The organism is Paenibacillus sp. FSL L8-0644 (assembly GCF_038008165.1).
Classification (GTDB): domain Bacteria; phylum Bacillota; class Bacilli; order Paenibacillales; family Paenibacillaceae; genus Paenibacillus; species Paenibacillus polymyxa_D.
In genome coordinates this window covers 5,172,645-5,190,975 of record NZ_JBBOYN010000001.1, presented here as the reverse complement: position 1 = coordinate 5,190,975, position 18,331 = coordinate 5,172,645, and the positions used below count along the sequence as shown (strand labels likewise).

The window sequence follows — 18,331 nt, the reverse complement described above, 5'->3', positions numbered from 1 at the left end:
CATGATATCTCTATATATCACAAGCTAATCTCTGTTTCAGGCAGACTCCTGGTATATTTTCAGGGTGAATTGGAGCGTTATCTCCGTCCCGCTACCAGGTTCACTCCTCCCTGTCATCTTACCCTTCATTCGTTTTAATAGATGTTTGGTAATCTGCCAACCCAAGCCTGGATTACCATATGAGGGGGAGTATCCACGGTCATGTTCAAGCCACAATTTCAATTTATTCGGAGATATACCGATTCCAGTATCCTTCACCTTTAATTCCAGTTCAACCTCAGGTGCATCGGTCACAGATCGGGTGGTTGCAGATAAAGTGACGGCTCCTGTGCTTGTAAACTTCACTGCATTATCTACCAAATTAATCAGCATACGGCGAATTTTAGCCTCATCCCCGATAAAAATAGGTGAGCTGGTGAGATTCCAGTCAAGCTTCAACTCTAGATTCCGCTGTGCGGCTACCTCTGTATACAGACTCAATACATTTTCCATCATCGTTCTCAGATCAAACGGATCTTCAATATCATCGATCTGCCTGGACTCTATATTGCTGTAATCCAAAATATTACTCAACAACGTCATAAGCGAGCGACTGCTCGACTCCATGATGCTCATATATTGCTGTTGTTCCTCTGTTAACTCTGTCGTCAGCATGAGGTCGGTGGCTCCCCATATTTCGGTTAGCGAAAACCGAATTTTATTACTCAGGGAAGAGATCAAATCCAGCTTGCTCAGGGCAGAGATCTCAGCATCTATCTTTTCTTTCTCCAGTTCCACCACATAACCCAGAAATACAGCCATAGCCTGTAGGGCCTTCAATTCGGATTCTGTCAAATGTACAGATGGTGCGTCCAAGATACAAATGGTTCCGTAAGCCTGACCATTTTTCATGCGAATAGGGATTCCTGTAAATGAGTGGTTTCCCATGGTTTTAGTCACATCTAAATCGCATGTGTGCGGGTGAATAGTCGTTTCTGAAATCGTGAGGTGATCCGCAGGATGATCCAACACCAGACTGCAATAGCTAAGCTCAAAAGGGAGCACATCCCCTTTCTTAACGAGTATCTCTTCCCGGTTAAATGAATCAACGATTACATTCGTAATCCCATCATTAGCGGCAATAAAAATGGTGTTTACATGTAGAATATCACTTAGCACATCAATGACGTGCGCGGTAGCCTCTTGAATACTATTATAAAAACCTGTAGGTGAAGTAGTCATGTATCTCCAATCCTGATGCAAAGTGGTGGTTATCCAAAAACTTTAGCAGTTTGTGTATCCCATTCTCGATCCTCTGAATGTGCTTTTGGAGCGTATTGTTAATTATACATGATTATTTCATTATAAACCGATCTTTCTACTTCCATTTACCTATTCGCTTGCGCAAACCTTCATTTTTTAGGTCTAATGCTAGCCTTTCTGGGAAGGTTTTTGTTTGTATTATTACACATTCACGAAAATATATGATTATTTTCATTCTATTTTCATAAATTCATATGTAATCTCATGATATGAAAATTGTGTAATAAAATAGGAGGATAGAACCGGTAATATCATGTAAATATTCTATATAATAGGTTCAGAGGTGGAATTATGAATAGACAGGAAGCCCTAGAACACTTCCATAAGACCTATGCGGAAGATGTACTGAATGAGAAATTACATCAGGCAGCGTCTTTATATGAGCATAGAAAAGAGGAACTCATTTTTTCTTTTATTCAATCCTTTCAATCGATCTGCCTACAAGCCAATTTCACAGAAGTGGCCAAGACAAGGATCGGATACATTACTTATTCTATGAGGCGCACGTATCTGGTGGATCGCAACTATAACTATGTCGTCGAAGCCTATGATAAAAATTGGTTCTTTGATCCTCAACCTTGTTATGGAATCTATGATGCAGGCTGGGCATTCAGCTTTTTAGCAGAATTGGAGGATGAATTGAATCAGCTTCGAAAACCTTATATGAACAAGATTTTTCAGCCTGATGTGGAGCGATTTGTACTCCAGGCTGCAGGGGAATTTCATCAATATATTCTGAAATTAGCGAAAGATGCTATTCAGCAGGTTGTACATTTACCTGAATTCAAGGCCTTGAAATGTGAGGACGATTTGGAAGTAAGAATAGGGGAGTATAAAGGAATCAGTGAGGTGGTGTATTCAAGAGCTTATGGAGTACTACATGATTCAACAGGATAATCGTATTACGGAGTATATGTATCCAGTAGGGACGAATCGCCGGCAGTTATTGGAATGGGCAGAAAGCTCATCATGTGCCGATGAAGAATCTATTTTACAATTTTATGTATCAGGTGATGCGGACTATATTGATTTTATAGAGCATCCGTTACCCATCGTTTCGGAACAACTAAAGGAAATCTTTGATATATATCAAGCCGGATTAAGCTGGAAGTTAGTTGTTTTTGCCGATATGCAGCGAATGCAGCAAACAAGGTATTGGCTGGCAAATCCGCCTAGCCTGATGTGTTTATCACCACGCAGTGAATATCATAGGGACGGTACACTGAAGAAAATCATTTTAGATGAATATGCAGTCGAGAATCATAAAATATTCAGGGTTCAGGGTGCCAATCATCATATCATTGTAGACCTCGATGTGGCTGAATGTATTTTGAAGTTCAATCTGGCAGGCTTGAAATTACAAAAGGTCGATACAGAGGGGCCATCTATACAAAGGAGAGTCTAAGAATGAGTGAGAGCTATGTAGTGGATGGGGCACAGATACATTGCAGCTATGGAAGTCATACAGGAAGATTTAGTGTTTCAGCTAACAGGGGAATTAGTATTGGTGACAAACTACAAGGGAATATTCAGGATTTTCACCCGCAGACGCATATCCCTTCTTTCGGAATGTGTCGTAGTATGCATAATCCTGCAGTCTCTTCTGCTAACAAAGGGAATTCCGGGAAAATCATTCCGCAGTCCTGCAAACCGAGCGTTTCTATGCCTTGGTTGAATGGAAAAAAGGATGTATACGTAGATCAATCTCCGGCTCTGATGAGCTGCTCCACGAACTTATGCATGTGGTGTGGAAAAATCTCGTTCACCACAGACGGGCAGGAATAGTTAACAGATTGTAGGATTTGCATCACATGAAAAGCAACCGGGGGGAGTAAGATGGGACTGGCAGGAACTGTGCTGACTTATGGAAATATTAAAGTAAATGCACCGTATGAGATTATCAGGCTGCTTGATTTTGAATTGACACAGAAGATAAATGAGCACGGCAAGGTGTACATTACTGCTCTCATACCGGATGAGGACCATGCGAAGTATGACGGTTTAGCACATGATGAGGATGTGCTAGAGGTATATGAGATGGATGAAGACCGAGGGACAGTTAGCATCTTTAAAGGAATCGTCACCAATATTAGAATTGCATTCAAAAATGGCGTATATCACATGTACATCGAGGCTGCCTCTTTTACATATCTGATGGATCAACAAAGGAAAAACCGTTCGTTTCAAAACGGAAAATTGACATATTATCAACTATTCCGCGAACTCATAGATGCCTATCCACATGGGGATTTTATTGACCTGACGGACAGCAATCAAAAGTTAGATGGCTTTACTATTCAGTATGGGGAGAGTGACTGGGAGTTTCTGAAAAGAATGGCTTCTCATCTACAAACTGGACTGATTGCCGAGATTACGTCCGTGTTCCCGAGACTATGGTTAGGTGCCTCAAAAGAACAGGTGAAAGGTGAACTGCGCAGCATTAACTTTTCCCTCCAAAAAACAAAGTCAGGCCCCCGGTATACATATGCTGAAGTGGAGGATACGAAGCGTTTTGAACTTGGAGATGTCGTCGTGTTTCGACGAAAGCATTGGGTTATTGATCAAATTCATGCAGAGATGAAGCAAGGTATTATGACATATGACTATGTTCTCGTTCCTGAAGAGGGTATTCCGAGGGAGGTCATACATAATCAGTTTATTAAAGGTACCTCTATTGAAGGGAAAGTTATTGATTTAAATAGTGAAAACGAATCCGTTAAACTTCATCTGTCCGTGGATTCCATGCAGTCCAAAGTTGAAGGGTGCTGGTTTTCTTACCCCACTATGTATACCGGAGATGGGATCGGTTGGCATTGCATGCCTGAGCTGGGGGATCATGTCCATTTGTATTTTCCATCTAACAAAGAAAAGGAGGCTCGTGTAGTTCAATCCCTGCGTAAGAGAGACTACAAAGGAGATGAAATCAGTCAACCGTCAAGAAAGCTATTTCATACCAAAACACAAAAAGTGGCGAGATTCGATGATAAGGAATTAGCCCTCTCCACCCAGAAAGACAAGATACTGGTACGCTTAAACCCTGCATCTGGTATTCATGTGTACAGCCATCACGATCTCACCTTTCACGCCGATACAGACCTAGTGCTGCATGGCAAAAAGGTACAGATGACCGCTACTCGCGAAATATCTCTGACGTGCAAAACTAGCTATATCCGAACCGATGGAGCACTTCATATCAAGGCTAGTAAGTTCATGAAAAATCAGGTACCTGATGCCGAACTGAAAGCTTATAAATCCCTGATTCAAGAATTGAAGGGAAAAGGGTATCCGCAATGGGTGCAGAATTTGCTGCTTCAATTTAAAACGGACTACTACAAAGCCGTGGCAGCCGGGGACAAAAAGGGGGCCAAGGAAGCAGCGCCCAAGGCCAAGCAATTGCGTCAGCAGGTGGCAGAAATAGATCGTATGCCTGCCTGGGCCAGAGCGCAAATGCATGAATACACGTCCCAGTGGTGGGAAGCGCATGGAGCCAACGACAAAGCCAAGCAAAAGCAGATGCATCTTCTCGCGAACCAACTGCGTGACAACGTGCTAATCAACGAGCTGATTCGTGGTCATTCAGCCAAATCCTATCTGGATGCGAATCGGCTGGAGGAGCTGTCTGGGCAATATTCAGATGCGGCCCATAAGCTGACCGCTGCCGACCAAAAGGCTATTGCTAAGGAAGCGGCTGCCCTGCGTAGTAAGTATGGCGTGAACAGCCTGCTTGCCAGAGATAATTTGAACAAGCTTGCCAAGAAGTATCCAGACAGCTTCTCGTACAAGCTACCAACTACAGGCGATTGGGATAAGCAGCTCAACGCCGCTTTGCATGATTTTGCGAAAAAATACGGCCTGGAAAATAAGGGCTATGGTCGTGATGTGCTCGCAGTGTACCTGCATCAAGTAGCCAATGGTATCCTTCCATGGCCTAAGGTTAGCAAGGCTGCAACGCCAACAATTCCAGCAACGACAACAACGAAAACAGAACCGGGCAAGAAGCCGCCGACTACTCCTGAAAAGCCAACGCAGGAGGAACCAAAGCCTACTCCATCCAACAGTTCTGCCGAGGAAAAAAGGAAAGCAATTGTAGAATTCGCTAAGAAGTTTTTAGGCAAGATTCCTTACTGTATGGATACTAAAATTACAACGATGAAGCTGGACCCCAACAATCCACCTATTTATATGGACTGTTCTGATTTTAGTTCCTCGGTGTACTTTACCATATTAAATGTGCGTATAGGCGGTACTACAAGCGATCAAATCCATCGGGGAACAGAGGTTGACTACAAAGCTTTACGATCCAGTGGGGATTATAAAAATTTGAAGTTAGGTGATTTAATCTTATTTGATTGGGGGAGTGGGGGGAAAACCAAATTCAAAGTAGATCATGTAGGAATATATGTGGGAGATGGAAAGTTCATTCACGAGCATGGTAATGCACAAACTCTTGCTGAAATGAAAAAGGACCTCAAGCCATCTCATAATGTAACAATAGATAAATTAAACACAAATTGGGGAAAAGGTTATGGTCTTATATATTCAAACGTTATCGCAATTAGACGTATTATACAAGATGATGGCTCAATAATTAACAAATAAGAAAATAAGAAAATAAGAAAATAAGAAAATAAGAAAATAAGAAAATAAGAAAATAAGAAAATAAGAAAATAAGAAAATAAGTAGTAGCTTAAAACATCATAATAATATTTGATTCCAAGGTATTCTCAGGAGAAAATAGTGCTGCCCCGTTTAGCTAGGTAGGCTTTATTGAGAACGGAAGAGGGAGTGGTAAGAAAGTGAATTTTATAAAAATCATATTGATTGTTACTTTTGTAGCCATTATATCGGCATGTAGTGGGTTTAAAGGAGAGGAAGCTTTCTCGTCTCCTCACCCCCAAGAAATATCATCACACAGGGTCACACAAGATAATAGAAATGTTACTGAAAAAGAAGCACGGTGGCTTTTAAATGGAGAAGAAGACCCATATCCGACTCAATTTTTGACCAATTTAGATGATCCTACAGGGAAGACCTATATACGAATCGATGACTTGGTAGATGCGATGCAAACTAAAGAAGAGCGAATAAAATATCGCGGCTCCCAAGTAACTGTCAGTAGAGTATCAAATGATGGAAGTCGAATGGCGATCGTAAGGACAATCTCTGATGTGGAAGAAGGGGGCGAAAAACACATTCTTGAGGTATATGATCTGAACTCAGGAAAAAAAGAGTCCGAGTTTGAACTGCCTTCAACGTCTTACCCTGTAGTCTCTCCTGATTTAAGTAAATATCTTTATGAGTTGAATGGGCAAGTGTATTTATATGATGCAGTAAAGAGGAAAATGACAAAAATAGACATTGGGAAACGTAAAATAGATTTAGGTATCATTAGTTCAGGATTATTTTCTCCAGATGGCACTAGATTCTGTTTTGAGGAAAATGACCAACCAGGCATCATTATGCTGAATCTGTCCGGTATTAGTGGAGTAAAACGTTTACTTACAGGGTCTATGGTTTCGCTTTTGCAATGGGATCAAGAAGATAAATTAATTTATACAATTTCTGAAGAGGACGACAATTACACAAAAGATGTCTATTCATTTGATATAGAGAGCGGAGAAAAAAGGTGGATAACTAAAAGTACGGCACCATTTATACTATCCCCTGATCAAAAATTGGCGCTGTCCGCAGAATACGAAGCATCAAAAATGTATCTGGTTCATCTGAGCGATGGAAGAAAGGAGGATATATCCTCTTTTACTAAAAACCAAGGAATACGCACGGCTCCAATACAGTGGATCGAAGCAAAAACCAATTATATGAAGTATAGCAACAAGGTTAAAGTGAAAAGAATTACTGCCTCTTCTACGCTACCTGATCAGGGTATTCGTTCTTTTAATGTGGACAATTTAACGGATGGAAATTATTCAACCTCTTGGTGTGAAGGAACCAAGGGGGGCGGAGTAGGGGAAACGGTAACTATAGATTTGGGTTCAACTCAAGAGGTGAGAGGTATAGATATAACCGATAACTTCATGTGGGTTAATAATAAGTATTTAGACGTAAGTAAAATCAAAAAAATGAAACTTGATTTTTCGAATGGGCAATCTGAAGTGTTTGAGGGCAGTGGGGCACGTTTCAAATTTGATGAACCTATACGGACTTCTTTCGTTAAGATTACCATCCTGGAAGTGAAAAAAGGCGCGGACTTCCCAAATACATGTATAGGTGAGCTGAAGTTATTGTGATGAACAGTAGAAAACGGAAAAAAACTGCAGTATGGATAAGTAAAATTACGTTATTGGTCATGATCTTTTCCATGCTATGCGGGTGTATACAATCGAATGAGGGGCAAAAAGTAGGACAGGAGCGGAATGAAACTTATGCTTCTGTCTCTCAGTCCAAGAAACCTCCTCCAACAAAAAGGGCTGTAAATTGGTTGCTCTTTGAAGCGGAAAATGAAAACATGCCTGTGGACTATCTCGTTGATATGGATGATCCTACAGGCAATACGTTTATTGATACAACTGATATTATTGATCGGTTGTACGCAAGTGAGAAAGAGGATTTCCCTAGAAGTGAGCTGGAAATAATGCGATTTTCTAGTGACGGCAAGACTATAGCACTGAGCAGATATACACATATGATAGATTACAGTGCCATCTTTATTTATGACTTATCCACATATAAAAAGTTGTATGAATTTAATATACCTGATAGGGAATACGTCGTAATATCACCGGATTTAAGTAAATGTGTGTACACCAATAATGGAGATTTTTTTCAATACAATATTCAGGGACGAGTCACTCAAAAACTATCTATTTCCAACTATACTGGTTCGGAAGAATCTATTGGATATAGTGTGTTTTCTCCTGATAGTTCAAAATTATGTATTGAAGATAATGGTACTCTATATATTTTTGATCTGATGGCGAATAAAGAGGTTCAACGAATCACAGTGACCAAGGCAATGCAGGTTTATCAGTGGCTTTATAATAATAAGATAGTTTACCGTTCCTATGATGACGAAAAGTGGTACATGTTGAATTTAGATGACGGAAAGAAGAGGATGTTGGCAGAATTCTCTGAGAACCCTGTTTTAACTTTAGATAACCACAGGGTTGCTTATTTGAACTCGAAGGGTGAAATGCAACAACGAGACATCCCAACAGGTCTGCCTATAAAATACTCCAATGTATTCCATAGGATAGGCTATAACGTGTCCCCTACACAATGGATACAAACTACAACGGATTTGATGAAATATCGGAAAAGCATTCCGGCACAGAAAATTGTTGCTTCATCTACACTTCCAGATCAGGCAGGGAACTCCTATGCTGCCCGTAACATCATGGATGGAGATGCGAGCACAGCCTGGTGCGAAGGGGTTAAGGGAGACGGGATCGGGGAGTGGATCAAAATTGATTTCGGCTCTATGCAAGAACTGAAGGGGTTTGAGCTTATTAATGGTTTAGCTAAGTCATCCAAAGCTTTCCAAGCAAATAATAGAGTTAAACGAATGAAACTAGAGTTTTCAAACGGGCAGACCATGATGATAGATAATGATTTTATAAGCAACGAATTTCTTGATAACCCCATTCATACCTCTTTCGTGAAAATAATGATTGAGGCCGTAGAGCGAGGAAGCAAATATAACGATACCTGTATGTCAGAGATACGATTCTTTTAGTATTCGTTAAAAAGGAGAAGACATATGAAATGGAAAGAGCCAACGTTTGGTGCAACCCCTATGTTGAGAGCTTTAACAACTGCTAATGCACACAGGAAAGCACAGGCATTTGATCTTGCAGCAGAACAGAAAAAACAAAAACTAAATTACCCAGACTGGGCCCAGACCTGGATGCGTAAATACAAAGAAGATTGGTATATTGCTCAAGTCAATGGTGACGAGGTAGGTATGCGTAAAGCGCAAAAACTGGCAGAAGGACTTCGAAGCAAATTACGCGAAATGGCCACATTCCCCAAGTGGGCTCAAGAGCAAATGCAAAAAGAAACCGTTGGTTGGATGACTGCGGAGGCAAGTGGAGATATCAGGGAAAAGCTGGCTGCCGAGAAGGCGGGACGAGCTATACGCGAGAAGCTAGGTCTGATTGATACGAGTACTAAAGCACCACCAGAAGTACCCGTTACCACCGAATCGAAAGATGAACCTACAAAAACGAACGTAAAGACTCCGGCTGGAAAATGGATACCTGCTGAATTTCAATATAACGGTAGTTCTGAAGCTGAAAAAACATTCAAAAGACGCTCATTAAATTTCACCAAAATGAAATGGAATCAGGAAAAGTTGCATGGTTTATGGGAAGCTACAAAGAAGATACAAGAAACATATGATATTCAGATTGATCCCCGTTTTTTGTTAGCAATTATTGTTCAAGAGGGAACTGGAAGTTTTAACACTAGTAGTACAAATAGGGCGGCTGATGGTGAGCATGGTGCTGAAACTAATTATGCCAAAGATTTGATGAAAGCCAATAGCCTGATATTCGGGAAAATATTAGGATATATATATTATGGTCAGGAATTTAGGCAAGCAGTAGTAAAAAACAATAAATTGAGTGGTATTACAAGCAAAGGAGATGTTTTCCAATACTGTAATTGGTTCACGCCGATTCTTAGAATGAAATCTAAGCGAGTTGAATGTGGCATATACGCTAGCGATAACCGTTGGGGTGAGAGTGTGCGGAAAATATACAATACCTTTAGTGGGAATGAAGCTTCTAACTATGAACAATATTTGTTGAGTCTTGATAAAAGTGTAACTCAGAAAATTGCTGCATCCGAAGGTATTAAGCTTCCTAATTTTAAATTTAAACCTACCCAAAATGGTAACGATAGCAGAAAAAATGATACGAATGAGTGGAGTATCGTCGGTGAAAGATAAATCACAATTCGAAATGAGGAAAAGAAGTGTACAAACCAAGTTACGGTTATTGCATTATAATGCTTATAATGATTTTTGGAGTAACTGCGTGCGGTTCTACAAGTATCAATAATTATAAAAGTGAGAAAACAGTTAGCGTCAAAGACGAGAGCACATGGAACTATCGAAGTGAAAAAGTCGAAAAAGCCCAGAATATTGCTTCTGCCGATCCGGAGTCCCTTCAGGACGACGACTTTGAGGTCTCATATCGATCACATAAGATTGATAAGAATACGGATATTAAAGAACTTATCCATAAGTGGGGTTACAGTGAAGGATTTGAAGCTAACAATAGAGGATATAATAGTGGGAATGGAACATATAGAAGATGGAGTCTGTCCTATCCTAACTATGAGGAGCCAGAAATAAGATTTGTAGTTTTATCTAAGATTGAACTTGAAGGGGAGGAACTGGTGGATGGTGAAAGCTATTTAGTAGCCGTGAGTTTGGAGAATCCCAAGTTTAATACAAAAAGAGGCTTGAAGATCGGTGATACCCTTGGCAAAGTACTACAGCTCTATGGCAAACCGAGTATTGTAACAAATGGGAGTCTGCTTTATTCCAAGAATGGCTTACATTTGAGGATTCAGTGGGATACTGAAACGGAAAAAGTAAATAATATCTTCATAGAATATAATATGGAGAAATCCATAGAACAGCAACGTAGTGCTGATTATGTAGAAGAGGATGCTCAGCCCGACCCTGATCTAGAACCATATACTATTCAAAGGGAACAATCATTTACCACCACTCTTAATGGATGGGGAGAAGTAAAGTTTATATCCACTTTAAAAGATGAGGATACGAATGATCTGATTCAAGCAAAGTTTTTTTTGGAAGTTAACAGTGACAAAAATGTGGAAAACAAGATCCTGTACGAATTCCCCGAATTTTATGGTAACAAAGGTAGAATGATCGACAGGATCAAGGCAGTAAGTTTTAAGGATTTGAATCAGGATGGACGTACAGATATTGTTATTATTGCTGATTATATCACCGGAGTTAATGCACACGGAATAGAGACTCTACCTGTCGCGGGAATTTACTTTCAGAAAAAGGACAAAACGTACACTACCCTGCCTGAGTTGGATAAGAGTATCAATCAAACTGGACATAACCGAACACTTCAAAATGTCATTCAATACGTAAGCAAATAACGTATAAACGTTCAATGAACAATGTGAAAAGGGAGTTTTTTGAAATCAACTTTATAAAACAAAATAAAATACTATTTTTAATATTGTTATTTAGTCTGCTATTGAATGGATGTTCTGAACAACCTACGAATGAGAAGCAGCAAGCAGTTGAACCCATCAAACCTAGCACTCAAATGATAGAGAAAAAAGCTGTGACTGAACCAGAGTCTGCTGCTCAAAAACAAGATTGGAATAGCAATATTGTGAATCCGATTAATAAAAGAAATGAAAATAACGCCATAGATTCTAACACATTAGATCAGTTTATAAAGAAAATCCAACCCCCAAATGAGCAGCTTCAGAAAATATTAAAAGAAGATTTGGACCATGATGGAAAGCCGGAATATGTACTTGCTTTTGGATTAGAAAAAGAGGAGATTTACAACATATTTGTAGTCCGGGAGGATGATGGTTATCACATCATTGATAAACTAGAGGACCCGGTTATAGTTGTGCATCTAAATACAGATGTGAAAATCATGAAGCTGGATCAAACAGACCAAAAATTTATCGTTGTATACTCTATAGGCGACGGAGGGGCTTATTCAGAGGGATTCTCCATATACACCTTGGAAAATAATCATATCAAGAGTATAAATTCTGATTTTCCTAATGCTACTGGACAAGGAATTCGAACGTTAAAAGATACCGACCATGATGGTGTATTTGAAAGTGTCGATTATTACGAGTTTAGCGACACTCAGGAGCATACCATCGTGGTCTATCAAAAATATGATGGAACAGGACCTGAAAAAAAGGAGATTTTGTATAAAAATAAAAGTAAACAGTTTGTATATCCAAGCGATCCTAAGGCTGTGATATTGAACTACTTGGAAGTTGATTATCTTATGAAGTGGTTTGATTTACCTTTTCCTGAAATGGACCAGCTCACCGATCCGGCAGCAAGGCAAACGTATGATTTTGAGGATGCCATCGATTTATCCGGTTTAGCATATTTATCTTACCCGGTGTTGGAACTGAGTATTAATGAGGTTAGTAGCGATGATAACCGAAAAATATTTTTGGTAAAATATGATTCATTAGAAGAAAGAGCGAAAAAGGAAATTACGTTTACGTTAGAAAAACAGTCAGATAAATGGAAGATTATAAGTATAGAGATAAACGATAAATTGTAGAAAGCGTGATATCCAGCATGAATTACTTGAAGTACTGCCGAACTTGTTGCGTCCTGTTACTACTCATTTCCTGTGTGGTGCTGAATGGGTGCATGAAAGGACAGTATTCTCCAGCAACTGAAACAAATCATGCACTATCTCTCCAAAATGACGATAAAACGATTTCCTATTCGAAAAAGCTGGACACGCTAGTGAAAAAACTCCATATAGTCAACGATGAAAATAAGGATTCTGATACCAGACAAAATAAGCTTGAGGAGTTCACACAGGAACTTAATTTGTTGTTAAATGAGCCTGAAAGTGTAGAGATGAAGGATGAAGAATTAGTAGAAAAGTTCGATAATAATCTCACTATCTTAACAAAATCGTTTCCGTTAAAAAGCGGGCAGCTAAACGTTAGGGTTATGAATTATAGAGCACCTAAAACGGTGACAGGTACGATCGGAGATAAATACACATTTATTCAGTGGTGGAGTACGAAACGACTTGTACATGCCCAGATGATTGAGGATGGCGGGCCAGAATTGACTACAGACTTCGTGGTTCGGGATTCAGACAAGGGAATACAGCTGTTGTTAGGGGGATATGTTTCAATATATCATCCAGATCCCGTATTTGTTGCGTTGTGGGAATTCTCCGGGCAAAAATGGACACAGAAAGAAATAGTAACAGATAAGATAAAGCTTCCGGATGCGTGGGAATTGAACGAGGATATAGATGAGTTTATTTTAGAGAGTCGACAACATGATAGCATAGGTATCGAGGTTTTAGACCACGGCGATGGTTTCTTCATAAACAGTGATGATTCTGAACAAAACCTTATCATTAAGTTCTCCAAAAGTGGAGAAGTCCGTATTGATTCCGAATATAGCACTGCCTTGAATACTCATAGTGAACGGCAAAGCTATGAACTCATTCAAGAGGAATATTCAAAAAATGGGATCGTGATTAAATACCCTCAAATTATAAAACTCAAGGATATTGCAAAGCAGAAATCTTTAAACAAAATTCTTAAGGCTGATGCTTTAGAAGGATTACAAAACTATGCGGATTCCAATTCTGGAGTCCATGTCGAAATTGATTATGAGATCAAACGAGAAAGTGAACGATTCTTGAGTGTTCAATATACGGGTATTCATTATGTGAAGGACGCAGCCTATCCTACTCATATGTTTTATACGACGAACCTGGATATGAAGCAGGTTTCAAGAATAAGATTGAGAGATCTGATAAAAGTCGAGAAACCTTTTATTGAGCTTATAAAAAGCGGGAAGATTACAGCTGTTCAGCCAGAGCAACAAGGGTTAATCGGTGATTTCACAAAAGATGATTTGATTCAATTGTTAACAAATGCGGATGTAACCAAAGGTTCGCTTGCGGAAGTAGAAATGGAATCGTTTAGTTATTTCACAAATGATTTATTGGGGATGAGTGTACCTATGGCACATGTGGTAGGGGACCATGCGGAGTATGAAATTCGTTTTGCACAAATTCCAGAGAATATTAGGCAAAATGAGGAACTATGGAGTGAGTTAAGTTCCGTTGAGGATCAGTCTGTTTCCACAGTTGGCGGTGAAAAGTTGAATACCGACCAATATGAAATTGAAGAGTCGCAGTCTTTTCAAACTACTTTCGAAGGCTTTGGGAAAGTACGGTTTGTATCGACATATGGGTATTCGGAAGGTTTTCGTAAATTCTTTTTCTTCCTATTGGATGGCCAAGGACATATTCTGTATCCATTCCCCGATTTCTACGGGAACCGTGAGTGGGTTGCACGTTACGGAGGAGTAGAAGCAGTGGCCCTCAAGGATGTGAATAAGGATGGATTGAAGGATGTTATCATCATTGCCGATGTTGACAACGGGATTCATGGACCTGGTAGAGCTGACCAATTCCCTATAGCGGACATTTATTTTCAGAAAAAAAATAAAACCTTTACCACGCTCTCTGCATTAGATGAGGCTCTCAACGATCAGGGACATAATCAAACCATTAAAGATGTCATTCAATACGTTAGCAAACAACGGATTAACGTAAACTAACCGACAAAGAGGAGCGGTAACATGGGATATCCAATCATAAAGTATAACGGAACGGTTTTATCTCTTAAAAATCCGAAAGTTAAAGTTGTACAGAAAATGAATGAGCATGTGAAAGTCTTTTTGACAGGTGTGTTAACGGGTGCCCAAATGGAAGAGTACACAGATCATATGAAGGCAGGGGCGAAGTTAGTCGTTTCTTATGTGAATGATGATCAAAAGCAGATTGTATTATTTAGGGGATTAGCCACGCAGTTCAGAATCAAGTTGGTGTCCAATGTAGCCTATTTGGTTGTCGAGGCCCTCTCCTATACGAGCCAGCTGGATGAAGTGCTTCATAGACAATCCTTTCAAAATGTGAAGATGAAGGTGCAGGCATTACTTGAACATGTACTCAAATCCTATCCCAAAGCCAATTGTACGAGCCGCTTAAAAGATCAGCTTTTACAGGAATTTACGGTGCAATTCGACGAAACGGACTGGTCGTTTCTAAAACGTATAGCGTCTCGGCTTGGTTGGGGACTAATACCTGATCCGATTGGTGAAAAACCTCAGTTTTATTTTGGATTACCGGATGGTGTCAATCAGCGTGAGCTCAGGCAGTATAACTACTCCATGACGAGAAAAACCAAACCAGGAGCCAGCAAGGATGACAACCTTTTATATTATAAAGTGCAAACGACAGGGGCTAGAGATGTCCTGCTGCAAATTGGGGCGGAGGTTAAATTTAAAGGGAAAGCTTTATACGTCCTGCAGTCTGTTGCGTTTATACGACATAGTGCTTTGTGGCATGAATATGTGCTGACTACAGCGGATGGAATGAAACAGGATTTGATTGTAAATGAGGACATTCGGGGCATGTCATTGAAATCCAAGGTCATTGGAATCGAGCAGGATCATGTGAAGGTTTTCTTTTATGAAATGGATAAGGTCAAGCCTAACGTCAAGGAAACCTTCGCTTTTCCAACGGCTACATTTTATACATCGGAAGGGAATACAGGATGGTACTGCATGCCGGAGCTGTTTGATTTTGTAGATATCTACTTTCCGACCGCTAAAGAAAAAGACGCTATTGTGACCCACTCGATCCGAAAGAGATCCAAAGGCGGTGACTTTATTAAGGACCCGTCGACGAAGATCTTTATGACCAAGTACCGCAAAGCTATTATTTTTGAGAAAAATGAAATTTTAATCACGGGGAACGACGATGAAGTGGTGATTCGACTGCTGGATGACCATGGAATTGAACTGCGAAGCAAAAAGGATATCCGTGTAAAAGCTGACGGGAACCTGGTATTCAACGCAGGTAACACAATACAGGTCACCGCGAAGGATGCCATCGGTTTAAAATGTAAAACGAGTTTGGTCGAAATGGACGGTAACATCAAAATGACTGGAGAAAAGATAAAGACGCAATAACTAATCCATCGTGAGAGGGTAAAGAATATGGCTAAAGTAACTACAGGAGCAATCGTGAATGAGAAACCGCCTACCCAAGAAGATATGATTCAAGAATGGAAACGTAAAATTAGCAAAGGAGAATATCCTTTTATTCATGTAACTAAGCATAGCACCAAAGGTGAAGAGCGCTAAATATGACTAACGACGACTGGAAGAGGCCCCTAAGGGGCCTTTTCTGCAATCATGGTTCAATATTCTACTTCTTTTTAGGATTCCTACTGTCGATGAACCAAGCAGGTCCTAATACATCTAGGACTTCTTTTTTTTCAAAATCGTAAGCAATGGATATCGAGTGACCTTCATGTCCTTTTATATAGCCGATTAGATAAATCGTGTTATTAACATAGCTACCTATATAGTCATAACTCTTAAATATGAAATCTGCCCTATAGTATTCCTTAATGTACTCTTTTCCAATAGGTATGCCTGTCCGAACGATTTCTTCTTTTTGGCATTCGATGCGTACTGCATGTAAAAGAAAACTCCTACCAGAATGACAAGTGATATAAAGACAAAAAGCCATAGTTGTTTCTTTTTCAAGTTGAAGTATTCTCCTTAAAATTGAGCTAAATATGCTATAAGCTTTCTTAGGAATAAGGTGCATTCTTATCTATAACCTTACTATTAATAAACCAATCCGGTCCCGTAACATTGACGATTTCTTTTGAGTCCAAGTCATAGGATATCCTAATTAAGTCTGTATCGTTTCCTTTTATATAGCCGTAAAGATGTACTCTTGCAAAGACACTGTTTTCTTCAATATTGTAATTTTTTAATACGAAATCCGTATTATAGTGAGTTTTAATATATTTGATACTGACAGTAGTAGCAGACTCCACTACCTCTTCCTCTTGAGCGGTAGAAAAACCACAACCGCCCAGAATGGTTAATATTATGATGAGAACTGTGCAACATTTAAGGATTGTGTTCATTTACGCAACATTCCCCTAACATGCTATTTATAATTTAATGTGAACTACAACCAGAATGCAGTGAACAATGACGTGGTTCTTATTTTTGTTGCAAATATCTCTCAGTAACAGGAAGTATTTTAATGATATTACTTCTTCATATTTAGGAAAAAGTCATCTGTTAGAGGGCATTTGAATACAGACTTGATTTTAGAATGGCGGAACAATCTTATTAGGATTCCTACTGTCGATGAACCAATCCGGTCCAGTTACGTAGAGTACCTTTTTTTTCTTATAGTCGTAATTTAGTGAGATTATCTGACCTTCATGTCCTTTTATATAGCCACGAAGATAAACGGTAGAGTTAACATAGCCGCCAATAAAGTCGTAATTTTTGTATATAAACTCGGCATTATAATGTTTTCTAATGTATTCTTTTCCAATAGGTATGCCAGATTGGACGTACTCTTCTTTTTGTACATCCTCCGTATATTGCATGTAACAAAATATTCCAACGAGGATTGAAACTACTATAAAGATGCTTCCCCAATCCTTTTTCTTCTTCAAGTTGAATTCTTCTCCTTAGTATCTCCTGACTATAAACTCATAACATTACTGCTTTTTATAATAATAGTAGGATAGCTCATTTATTTAATAAAAGGATTAGCTCGGTACAACGTTTAAAAATTGTGTTCATATACGCAAATCTCTTCTAACATACAGTTACAAAGTCCTAATCGTTATTAGGTATGAACTGCGACCCAAAATGCAGTAACCAACGACTTTATACTTATTTTTACTTTCAACTATACCGCAAGTAAACAGGAAGTATTATAATGATTTCACTTCCTTAGATTGGAAAAATATATTCTTGAACTGGAATGAATCATATGTGTTTTTTTTTTTGCATACAAATCTTGATATTTAAAATGGTGGAACATTCTTTTTAGGGTATCGACTGTCAATGAACCAATCCGGTCCGGTTACACTAAGCACTTCTTTTTTTTCAAAATCGTAAGCGATAGATATCGATTGATCTTCATGTCCTTTTATATAGCCGATTAGATGAACCGTATTATTAACATAGCTACCTACATAGTCATAACTCTTAAATATGAAATCAGCCCTATAGTATTTTTTGATGTACTCTTTTCCGATAGGTATACCTGTTCTAACGGCTTCTTCTTTTTTTATATTTGATGCGTAGTGCATGTAATAGAGAGCTCCTATTAGGATGAAGAATAAGATGAGAGCAGTAACCCAAATTTTTTTTCTTTTCAATTTTTAGATGCTCCTTTTTTGAAAGTATCAACTTTTTCTAACTTTATAATATATTAGG

The 18,331-nt window shown here is 39.2% G+C and carries 17 protein-coding genes; 12 read left to right on the top strand and 5 right to left on the bottom strand.

Annotated features, from left to right (window positions below; translation table 11 throughout):
* Window positions 1-36 precede the first annotated feature (36 nt).
* Complete coding sequence (locus NSS94_RS23520; protein ID WP_341040245.1) at window positions 37-1,221, bottom strand: GAF domain-containing sensor histidine kinase; 1,185 nt, start codon at window positions 1,219-1,221, stop codon at window positions 37-39.
* A gap of 372 nt (window positions 1,222-1,593) precedes the next feature.
* On the opposite strand from NSS94_RS23520, the gene NSS94_RS23515 reads away from it, so the two are divergent.
* The 12 genes from NSS94_RS23515 to NSS94_RS23460 all read left to right on the top strand — a co-directional run bounded on the left by NSS94_RS23515 (window position 1,594) and on the right by NSS94_RS23460 (window position 16,213).
* Complete coding sequence (locus NSS94_RS23515; protein ID WP_069010977.1) at window positions 1,594-2,199, top strand: hypothetical protein; 606 nt, start codon at window positions 1,594-1,596, stop codon at window positions 2,197-2,199.
* Entirely contained in the window at window positions 2,183-2,707 is a 525-nt protein-coding gene (locus tag NSS94_RS23510) for a hypothetical protein (RefSeq protein ID WP_165145931.1), read from the top strand. The genes NSS94_RS23515 and NSS94_RS23510 overlap by 17 nt, the downstream gene beginning before the upstream one ends.
* Window positions 2,708-2,709: 2 nt before the next feature.
* Window positions 2,710-3,087 carry a DUF4280 domain-containing protein gene (locus NSS94_RS23505; protein WP_029518643.1) on the top strand — a complete coding sequence of 126 codons (378 nt, stop codon included), beginning with the start codon at window positions 2,710-2,712 and terminating at the stop codon, window positions 3,085-3,087.
* Between the two features lie 51 nt (window positions 3,088-3,138).
* Window positions 3,139-5,901: an NlpC/P60 family protein gene (locus NSS94_RS23500; RefSeq protein WP_341040244.1), complete on the top strand. Its 2,763-nt coding sequence runs from the start codon at window positions 3,139-3,141 to the stop codon at window positions 5,899-5,901.
* Window positions 5,902-6,098: 197 nt separating this feature from the next.
* A complete protein-coding gene (locus tag NSS94_RS23495; RefSeq protein ID WP_029518642.1) occupies window positions 6,099-7,550 on the top strand; it encodes an NADase-type glycan-binding domain-containing protein in 1,452 nt (483 codons plus the stop codon).
* Window positions 7,550-8,995: an NADase-type glycan-binding domain-containing protein gene (locus NSS94_RS23490; protein ID WP_341040243.1), complete on the top strand. Its 1,446-nt coding sequence runs from the start codon at window positions 7,550-7,552 to the stop codon at window positions 8,993-8,995. Before NSS94_RS23495 ends, NSS94_RS23490 begins: the two co-directional genes overlap by 1 nt.
* A gap of 24 nt (window positions 8,996-9,019) precedes the next feature.
* Window positions 9,020-10,210 carry a hypothetical protein gene (locus NSS94_RS23485; RefSeq protein ID WP_341040242.1) on the top strand — a complete coding sequence of 397 codons (1,191 nt, stop codon included), beginning with the start codon at window positions 9,020-9,022 and terminating at the stop codon, window positions 10,208-10,210.
* Window positions 10,211-10,269: 59 nt separating this feature from the next.
* Window positions 10,270-11,406 (top strand): hypothetical protein, encoded by a 1,137-nt coding sequence (locus NSS94_RS23480; RefSeq protein ID WP_341040241.1) that lies wholly within the window; start codon window positions 10,270-10,272, stop codon window positions 11,404-11,406.
* A gap of 14 nt (window positions 11,407-11,420) precedes the next feature.
* Window positions 11,421-12,581 carry a hypothetical protein gene (locus NSS94_RS23475; protein ID WP_341040239.1) on the top strand — a complete coding sequence of 387 codons (1,161 nt, stop codon included), beginning with the start codon at window positions 11,421-11,423 and terminating at the stop codon, window positions 12,579-12,581.
* Window positions 12,582-12,598: 17 nt separating this feature from the next.
* Window positions 12,599-14,623, top strand: coding sequence for a DUF4163 domain-containing protein (locus NSS94_RS23470; protein WP_341040238.1), 2,025 nt, complete (start codon window positions 12,599-12,601; stop codon window positions 14,621-14,623).
* Window positions 14,624-14,644: 21 nt separating this feature from the next.
* Window positions 14,645-16,039 (top strand): hypothetical protein, encoded by a 1,395-nt coding sequence (locus NSS94_RS23465; protein ID WP_341040237.1) that lies wholly within the window; start codon window positions 14,645-14,647, stop codon window positions 16,037-16,039.
* Window positions 16,040-16,066: 27 nt separating this feature from the next.
* A complete protein-coding gene (locus NSS94_RS23460) occupies window positions 16,067-16,213 on the top strand; it encodes a hypothetical protein (protein ID WP_023990839.1) in 147 nt (48 codons plus the stop codon).
* 64 nt (window positions 16,214-16,277) lie between these two features.
* On the opposite strand, the gene NSS94_RS23455 is transcribed toward NSS94_RS23460, so the two are convergent.
* The 4 genes from NSS94_RS23455 to NSS94_RS23440 form a co-directional block, all read right to left on the bottom strand.
* Window positions 16,278-16,685, bottom strand: coding sequence for a hypothetical protein (locus NSS94_RS23455; protein WP_239645242.1), 408 nt, complete (start codon window positions 16,683-16,685; stop codon window positions 16,278-16,280).
* Complete coding sequence (locus tag NSS94_RS23450; RefSeq protein WP_029518635.1) at window positions 16,669-17,013, bottom strand: hypothetical protein; 345 nt, start codon at window positions 17,011-17,013, stop codon at window positions 16,669-16,671. Before NSS94_RS23450 ends, NSS94_RS23455 begins: the two co-directional genes overlap by 17 nt.
* A gap of 189 nt (window positions 17,014-17,202) precedes the next feature.
* On the bottom strand, window positions 17,203-17,559 hold the full coding sequence (locus NSS94_RS23445; protein ID WP_165145949.1) for a hypothetical protein: 357 nt from the start codon (window positions 17,557-17,559) through the stop codon (window positions 17,203-17,205).
* Window positions 17,560-17,916: 357 nt separating this feature from the next.
* The gene (locus NSS94_RS23440) at window positions 17,917-18,273 is read right to left on the bottom strand and encodes a hypothetical protein (protein WP_029518634.1); all 357 of its coding nucleotides are present in this window, start codon (window positions 18,271-18,273) and stop codon (window positions 17,917-17,919) included.
* Window positions 18,274-18,331 lie beyond the last annotated feature (58 nt).